We start from the raw sequence: 9,313 nt of genomic DNA, 5'->3' as shown, positions 1-9,313 counted from the left end.
GACGGTCTCAGCCCTCGCGCCGGTCAAGTCCCGATGTTCTCGACGGTGGAGGCGGCCTGGCTGGAGGCGGGTCGGTTGGATGCCTCGTACTGGGTGCGGAACCTGCGCCGGCAGGTGCGGTTCGACGAGGCCGTGCGCGGCCTGCTGGAGGACGGCTTCCGGTTCTTCGTCGAGTGCAGCGCCCACCCCGTTCTGGCCGCTGGCGTGGAGGACGCGCTGGCCGCCACCGGAGCCACCGGCGCCGTCGGCGGAACGCTGCGTCGGGACGACGGAGGCCTGGAGCGGCTGTTCACCTCGGCCGCCGAGATGTTCGTACGCGGCGTACCAGTGGAGTGGAAGGCCGTTACCGGCACCACCCCGAACACGCCCGTGGACCTGCCCACTTACGCCTTCCAGCGGCGGCGCTACTGGCTTGACGCGCCGACGCCGCAGTCCGTTGCCGCAGCTGAGGCCGACCCCGTGGACGCACGTTTCTGGAGCGCCGTCGAGCAGGAGGATCTCGGCGCTCTGGCGACGACACTCGACGCGGAGGACGTGGCGGACCGCGACTCGCTCGGGGCTGTCATGTCCCTCCTGTCGCCTTGGCGTCGCGAGCGGCGCCGGAAGACCGCGGTGGATGCCTGCCGGTACCAGTTCGTCTGGCGGCCACTGACCGAGACCGCGCGGGCGCGGCGGCTGTCGGGCACCTGGCTCGTGGCCGTGCCACAGGAGCGTACGGCCGCGTATGAGGCGCTGGTCGGACAGGTGCGGGACGGGCTTGCGGCGGGCGGCGCCGACGTCGTTGTACTCGAAGTCGCGCACGAGGACACCGAGGAGGATCGTCTCGGGCGGCGGATCGCCGACGCCGTCCTGGAGCATTCGCAGGACGCAGATCGGGAGCCGGCCGGGGTGCTGTCCCTCATCGGCGCACCTTCCGACGGAACCGGCAGGCACGTAACGGCCCTGGGCCTTGCCCTGCCGCGTGCTCTCCGGGCCCGCTTCCGTGAGGTTCCCCTCTGGTACGTCACCAGCAACGCGGTGTCCGTGCGGCGTGCCGACCATGTTGAAGACGCCGCGCAGGCAGCGGCGTTGGCGCACGTCACCGCCGCCGCGCGCGAGGCGCGTCGGCAGGGGTGGAGCGGTGCTCTCGACCTGCCGGACGCCGTCGATGACCGTGCGCTGCGCAGGATGTGCGAGGTGCTGTCGGGATCGGGATCGGGATCGGAAGCAGGATCGGGCTCCGCTCGGTACGGCGATGGCGCCGAGGTCGCGGTGCGGGCATCGGGAGTGTTCGTCCGGCGCCTGGTGCGGTTCCCCGCGGGCGATCGGGCATCGGCTGCCGCCGGTGTGCGCTGGAGTGGCGGTACGGCGGTCATCGCGTCGGGCGGCGGCATGCCGGATCCGCGGTTCGCGCCCTGGGCGGTCGGGGCCGGCGCCACGCGCGTCGTGATCGCCGGGCAGGACCTGGCTGGGAGGAGCGAAGAAACCGCCGCTCTCCGTGAGGATCTGCAACAGCGGGACCCCGCAACCAAGTTGGAGGTCCTCTCCGTCGATCTGCGTGAGCCCGAAGCCGTGGCTCAGCTCATCGGGGAGGCCGACGGGGTGGCGCCCTGTCCGCTGCGGGCAGTGGTCTACGTGGCCGCTGACGCGACAGCGGAGCCTGAGACCGCGCGGCAGGAGGCCCTTCACCTCCACGCGTGTGTCCAGGAGCGCCGACTCGACGACTTCGTGCTCGTGTCTGATGGTGTCGGTGTCGGGGCCCTCGAAGGACGACCCGCCGGGCGCGACACCAGCTCGTCCGCCGTGACGCACGCACTGCTGTCGGCGCTCGTACGGCAGCGCGCGCAGCAGGGCCTGCCCGCGCTGTCGCTCGTCTGGACTCCGGAACGGGGGACCGCGGCGGACGACATCCAACTCGCCGCCGTGCAGCAGGCCGTGGCCGAACACCAGCCGGGAACGCACCTGTTCATCGGAGACGTCAACGGCGCGGCGCTGCCCGCCGCGCTCCTCGCGGAACTCACCGAAGACGGCGACAACGGTGGCGGCAAGAGCGGCGGCAAGAGTCGGGGTGCCGGAGAGGCCTCGGCTGCCGTCGCGCAGGCAGGTACGGATACGCCGTCGGCGGGTACATGGGCGCGGCGGCTGCGCGGTCAGAGCGCGGCCGAGCAGCGACGTCTCCTGCGCCAACTGGTGCGGGAGCAGGTCGCGTTGGTCCTGAAGTTCGACTCGGGCGACGACGTGGACGCCGGGCGCCGCTTCCAGGAAGCCGGCATGGAGTCCGTACAGGCCCTGGAACTGCGTAACCGCATCGGTGCGGCGACCGGGCTCCGGCTGCCCACCACGGTGATCTTCGATCACTCCACTCCGGCCGCGTTGGCGGACTTCCTGCGGACCGAGCTGGTGGGGGAGGACGCGGCCGGGCACGGATACGACAGTGCCGAGGCGTCCCCGCAGGTGGCGTCCGCCTCGGAACCGCTGGCGATCGTCGGCATGAGCTGCCGCTATCCCGGGGACGTGCGTTCCGCCGACGACCTGTGGCGGCTCGTCTCCGAGGGGCGGGACGTCATCGGCGGGTTCCCCGGGGACCGTGGCTGGGACCTGGACACGCTGTTCGACCAAGACCCTGAGCGATCGGGGAAGAGCTATACGCGGCAGGGCGGGTTCCTGCGTGACGTGGCGGAGTTCGACGCGGAGTTCTTCGGGATCTCGGCGGGCGAGGCGCTGGCGATGGACCCGCAGCAGCGGCTGCTGCTCGAGACCTCGTGGGAGGCGCTGGAGCTGGCGGGCATCGATCCGCACTCGCTGAAGAACACCTCGACGGGCGTGTTCGCGGGCGCCATGACGCAGGACTACGGGAAGCTGTCCGTCCTGCCGGAGGAGCTCGAAGGCCGGCTCCTGACAGGCAACGCCGCCAGCGTCGTCTCGGGTCGCGTGGCCTACACCCTCGGACTTGAGGGTCCCGCGGTGACGGTGGACACGGCGTGTTCCTCGTCGCTGGTCGCCCTGCATCTGGCGGCGCAGGCGCTGCGCGGCGGCGAATGCTCGCTGGCGCTGGCAGGCGGCGTGACCGTGATGGCGAGCCCGCTCGCCTTCGTGGAGTTCAGCCGGCAGCGGGGCCTCGCGCCGGACGGCCGCTGCAAGGCGTTCTCTGCCGACGCGGACGGCACGGGCTGGGCCGAGGGCGCCGGAATCGTCGTACTCGAACGGCTTTCGGACGCCCGCCGCAACGGCCACCCGGTCCTTGCCGTCCTGCGCGGCACGGCGACCAACCAGGACGGGGCGAGCAACGGACTGACCGCCCCCAACGGCACCGCCCAGGAACGCGTGATCCGGCAGGCGCTCGCCAACGCGGGCCTGACGCCCGCCGACGTCGACGCGGTGGAGGCCCACGGCACGGGCACCACGCTCGGCGACCCGATCGAGGCGCAGGCCCTGCTGGCCACGTACGGCCAGGAACGGGCGGCGGACCGGCCCCTCTGGCTCGGCTCGCTCAAGTCGAACATCGGTCACGCGCAGGCGGCCTCCGGCATCGGCGGCGTGATCAAGACGGTGATGGCGCTGCGCAACGCCTCGCTGCCGAGGACGCTGCACGCCGACGAACCGTCCCCGCACGTCGACTGGTCGTCCGGCGCCGTGGAACTGCTGACCGAGCCGCGCCAGTGGCCCACCACCGGCGACCGGCCGCGCCGCGCCGCCGTGTCCTCGTTCGGCATGAGCGGCACCAACGCACACGCGATCCTCGAAGAGTCACCGGAACCGGCGGGCACGCCGGAGCTGCCGGCACCCGCAGACGACGACGTCCGGGCCGCGACTCCCGTACCGCCCCTGCTCCTCTCCGCGAAGTCTCCCGCGGCGTTGCGCGCCCAGGCTGCCGCCCTGTGGAACCACGTCGACGCCCGGCCGTCGCTCGCCCCGCAGGACGTCGCCTACTCGCTCGCGGTCACGCGGGCCGCGCTCGACCACCGGGCGGCGCTCCTCGCCGGGAACGCCGATGAGCTGCGCGGGGCGTTGGCGGCCCTTGCCTCCGGCGATTCGTCGCCCAAGGTCACGCACGGAGTCGCCGACGCCGAGCGCAGGACCGCCTTCCTGTTCACCGGCCAGGGCAGCCAGCGGCCGGGCATGGGCAGGCGGCTGTACGCGACGTACCCGGCCTTCGCGGAGGCGCTCGACGAGGTGTGTGCCCATTTCGACCTGCACACGGCTGCACCTCTGCGTGACGTCCTCTTCGCTGAGCCAGGGTTCACCGAGCCAGGGTTCACCGAGCCGGGGTCCACCGAGCCGGGGTCCACTGAGCCGGGGTCCGCCCAGCCGGGACCGGGGTCGGAGCAGTCCCCGTTGCTGGACCGCACGGAGTACACCCAGCCCGCCCTGTTCGCCTTCGAGGTCGCGATGTTCCGGCTCCTGGAGAGCTGGGGCGTGACCCCGGACTTCCTGCTCGGGCACTCGGTCGGGGAACTGGCCGCCGCGCACGTCGCCGGAGTGCTCTCGCTCCCCGACGCCTGCGCGCTGGTGGCCGAACGCGGCCGCCTGATGCAGGAGCTGCCGGAAGGCGGCGCCATGGTGGCGGTCCAGGCGGCGGAGGACGAGATCGCCCCGATGATCGCGGAGCGCGAGGAGCAGGGGGACAGGGTTGCCCTCGCCGCGGTGAACGGGCGGCGGTCCGTCGTCGTGTCGGGCGACGAACTCGCGGTCCTGGAGATCGCCGGACACTGGGCGGCGCGGGGCCGCAAGACGAAGCGGCTGACCGTCGGCCACGCCTTCCACTCCCCGCACATGGACGCCATGCTGGAGCGCTTCCGCGCGCTGGCGCGGACCCTGACCTACCACGCTCCGGGCATCCCGGTCGTGTCGAACCTGACGGGCCGGGTGGTGTCCGCCGCCGACATCGCGACGGCGGACCACTGGGTACGTCATGTGCGCGAGGCCGTGCGTTTCCGGGACGGCGTCAAGGAGTTGGCCGCGCTCGGGGTGAACACGTTCGTGGAGGTGGGGCCTGGCGGTGCGCTGGCCGCGCTGGCGCAGGAGTTCCTGGACGAGGGCCAGGGAGACGCGGCTCAGGACCCGGTCGAGCTGGTCGTCGCCACCACGCACTCCGCCGCGCCCGAGGACGAAGCCGTGCTCGAAGCGCTGGGGACGCTCCACGTCCATGGCGTCGAACCGGACTGGCCCGCGGTCTTCGCGGGCCGCGGAGCCCGCACCGTGGAACTGCCGACGTACGCCTTCCAGCGGCAGCGGTACTGGCTGGAGAGCAGCCGACCGGTCGTCGCGCAGCGCGGGTCGGCGGAGAACGGGAACGGGAACACGCCCGTGGACGGCATGCGGTACGTCGAACGCTGGCGCCCGTGGCGCAAGTTCGGACTGCCGGTGCTGCGCGGCCACTGGATCGTCGTAGTCCCGGCGGAGCAGTCGAAACAACCCGACCCATTCGACCAAGGGGAGTACGGGTCGCAGGCCGAACCCGCCGCCGGCACCCTCGCGCACGCCTGCCTCACAGGCCTGCGCAGCCGGGGCGCCGAAGTCCATCCGCTCGTCATCGATCCGGGCACCGCAGACCGGACCACCGTGGCGCGGCAGCTTCGGCGGGCCGCGGCCGAGATCACGTCCGGCGGCGGGACAGTGCGGGGCATCGTGTCGCTGCCCGTCTCCGATGCGGCGACGCACGCCGCGGGCACCCCGGCCGGTCTCACGATGACCCTGGCGCTCGTACAGGCCCTGGGGGATGCGGCTGTCGAGGCTCCGGTCTGGTGTGTGACGCGCGGGGCGGTTTCCGTCGCCGGGGCCGCCACGGAGGGCTTCGACGACCGTACGGTGAATCCGGCTCAGGCAGCGGTATGGGGGCTGGGCAGGGTGGTGGCCGTCGAGCACCCCGAACGCTGGGGTGGGCTCATCGACATCCCCGAAGCCGACGGGCACGAGGCGTGGGGCACCGGCGAGGACACCGACCGGCTGTGCTCCGTGCTGGCCGACCCGGCGGGAGAGGACCAGATCGCCCTGCGCCCGGACGGCGTCTTCGTACGACGCCTGGTACGCGCCGCCGCTCCCCAGGAGGGAAGCGCGAGCGCCGACGACTGGCAGCCGAAGGGGACGGTGCTCGTCACCGGCGGCACCGGCGCGCTCGGCGCCCATGCCGCCCGCTGGCTGGCCGAGGCGGGCGCCGAGCGCCTCGTCCTGGTCAGCCGCCGAGGGGAACGGGCGCCCGGCGCGGACCGACTGCGGGAGGAACTCAAGGCCACTGGCGTTGAGTTGACCATCGCGGCCTGTGACATCGCCGACCGCTCGGCGGTGGAACAACTCCTCGCGACGCTGCCCGACGGGCCCCCGCTGACGGCGGTCGTCCACACCGCGGGCGTCGTGGACGACGGAGTGGTCGACGCGCTGGCCCCGGAGCGCCTCGCGACCGTCCTGCGGCCGAAGGCGGACGCGGCGGTCCACCTCCACGAACTCACCCGCGACAGCGGCCTTGAGGCGTTCGTCCTCTTCTCCTCCGTCGCCGGAGCCGTGGGCAACCCGGGCCAGGCCAACTACGCCGCCGCCAACGCCTTCCTCGACGGCCTCGCCCAGCGGCGCCGCGCGGAGGGCCTGGCGGCCACGTCGATCTCCTGGGGCCCCTGGGCCGGCGCGGGGATGGCGGAGGGCGAGGTCGCCGAGGCGCTCGCCGGACGTGGCGTGACGGCCATGCGGGCGACCACCGCCCTGACGGCCCTCGCGGCGGCCCCGGCCGCCGAAGACGCCGGATTCGTCTGTGCCGACATCGACTGGGAACGGTTCCTGGACCAGGAGTCGGTGGAATGGCACCAGCCGCTGTTCGACGAACTGTCCACCGCCCGGACCGGCAGTCAGGAGCAGGCCGGAGAGTCCGCCACCGCCGCGCAGACCGAGGGAGCCGGGACGACCCTGCGCCGCCGACTGCGTACGCTCCCGCCCGCTGAGCGGGAGCGCATCCTCCTGGACCTCGTACGCAAGGAGACCGCTGCCGCGCTGGGACGCGAGGGCACAGACCAAGTACGCCCGTCCGCGGGCTTCCTGGACCTGGGAGTCGATTCCCTGACGGCGGTGCGCCTGCGCAACCGCATGCGCACCGCGACCGGCCTGGGTCTCTCCACGACGCTGATCTTCGACCACCCGACCCCGGCGGCCCTGGCCCGGCACCTCGATGCCGCGCTGGACGCCGCGGAATCCGGCGGAACGGACGGGGCGGCAGCACCTGGGATCGACGCCCTCCTCGCCCAAGTAGGCAGCCTGGAGCATGTGTTGGCGTCCTCCGTACCCGAACCAGAGGTGCGGGAGGAGATCGTCGAACGCCTCCAGGCACTGATCACCCAATGGCGCCCCGAAGGTACGCGGACCGCCGCACCGGCGCCGCGCGAGGAAGCCGACCTGGACGGCGCGTCCGACGACGAACTCTTCGGACTCATCGGCGAGGAATTCGGCATTTCCTGACACGGCCGAGTTTCCTGACACGGCTGAATTTCCTGACACGGCCGAGGCGGCCGAGCGAGCCGAGTCACCAGACTTTTCCATTCGCCCTATCGGGGAGGAAGCACATCATGAGCGACGAGAAGCTCCGCTATTACCTGAAGCGGGTCACGGCGGAGCTCCGGGACACGAAGGACCGGCTGGAGCGGGCCGAACAGCAGAACCACGAGCCAGTGGCGATCGTGGGAATGGGCTGCCGCTTCCCTGGCGGTGTTTCCTCCCCGGAGGACCTGTGGCGTCTCGTCGCCGACGGTGTCGACGCTCTCGGCGGCTTCCCGGACGACCGTGGCTGGGACCTGGAGAGCCTGTTCGACGAGGACCCGGAGAGCCTCGGCACGAGCTACGCCCGCACGGGCGGCTTCCTGGACGACGCGGCAGGATTCGACGCCGGGTTCTTCGGCATCTCGCCCCGCGAGGCATTGGCGATGGACCCGCAGCAGCGCCTCCTCCTTGAAACGTCCTGGGAGGCATTGGAACGGTCGGGCATCGACCCCCATTCCCTGAAGGGGACTTCGGGCGGGGTCTTCATGGGAACGAACGGCCAGGACTACGGCCGGGTGCTCCTGGACGGAGGCTCGGGCTCCTTCGAGGGGTACGTGGCCACCGGCAACGCCGGGAGCGTGGTCTCCGGCCGGGTGGCATACGCGCTCGGCCTTGAGGGTCCGGCGGTGACGGTGGACACGGCGTGTTCGTCGTCGCTGGTCGCCCTGCATCTGGCGGCGCAGGCGCTGCGGAGCGGGGAGTGCTCGCTGGCGCTGGCGGGCGGCGTGACCGTGATGGCGAGCCCGGTGGCGTTCGTGGAGTTCAGCCGGCAGCGGGGGCTCGCGCCGGACGGGCGGTGCAAGGCGTTCGCGGCGGGCGCGGACGGCACGGGCTGGGCGGAGGGCGCGGGCGTACTGGTGGTGGAGCGCCTGTCGGACGCGCGCCGCAACGGGCATCGGGTCCTTGCGGTGCTGCGCGGTTCGGCGGTGAACCAGGACGGGGCGAGCAGCAGCCTCACGGCACCGAATGGACCGGCACAGCAGCGCGTGATCCGACAGGCGCTCGACAACGCGGGCCTCACGCCCGCCGACGTCGACGCGGTGGAGGCCCACGGCACGGGCACGAAGCTCGGCGACCCGATCGAGGCGCAGGCACTCCTGTCGACGTACGGCCAAGGACGCTCCACCGGCAGTCCGTTGTGGCTGGGCTCCGTGAAGTCGAACATCGGTCACACGCAGGCGGCCGCGGGCGTGGCGGGTGTCATCAAGATGGTGATGGGCCTGAGGGAGGGCGTCCTGCCGCAGACGCTCCATGTCGACGAGCCGTCACCTCATGTGGAGTGGTCCTCGGGTGACGTGGAACTGCTGACCGAGGCGCGGGACTGGCCGGAGGTCGACCGGCCCCGTAGAGCCGCGGTCTCTTCCTTCGGGATGAGCGGCACCAACGCGCATGTCGTCCTTGAGCAGGCCCCGGACGACGAGGCAGCCGAGCAGGGTCCGCAGCCCGCAGGCGTGGTGCCGTGGGTGATCAGCGGCCACACGCCCGAAGCCCTGCGGGGGCAGGCGGGGCGGTTGGCGCAGTGGCTGGGTGAGTCGGATGCGGTGGATGTCCGGGACCTGGCAGGGGAGTTGGTGTCGTCGCGCTCGGTCTTCGAGCATCGCGCGGTGGTGCTGGGCGACGGCCGTGACGCGTTGCTCGCAGGCCTGGGGGACCTGGAGCAGGGCCTGCCGGTCGGCGGCGCCGGGGTGATCTCGGGCGCGGCGGACACGGCCGGGGCCGGTGTGGTGTTGGTGTTCCCGGGTCAGGGTTCTCAGTGGGTGGGGATGGGGCGGGAGTTGTATGCGTCCTCACCGTCCTTTGCCGCTCGAATCGATGA

2 protein-coding genes are annotated in these 9,313 nt (G+C 72.4%); both read left to right on the top strand.

Annotated features, from left to right (window positions below; genetic code table 11):
- A partial coding sequence (locus ACIBKX_RS40710) for an SDR family NAD(P)-dependent oxidoreductase (RefSeq protein ID WP_363278006.1) occupies positions 1-7,419 on the top strand: 7,419 nt, incomplete at its 5' end.
- Positions 7,420-7,526: 107 nt separating this feature from the next.
- The coding region (locus ACIBKX_RS40705; protein WP_363278005.1) for a type I polyketide synthase at positions 7,527-9,313 on the top strand (1,787 nt) is incomplete at its 3' end.

The organism is Streptomyces sp. NPDC050658, assembly GCF_044457025.1.
In the GTDB taxonomy this organism is placed as follows: Bacteria; Actinomycetota; Actinomycetes; order Streptomycetales; family Streptomycetaceae; genus Streptomyces.
The sequence above is the reverse complement of the archived record's forward strand: the minus strand, read 5'-3'. Positions and strand labels throughout refer to the sequence as shown.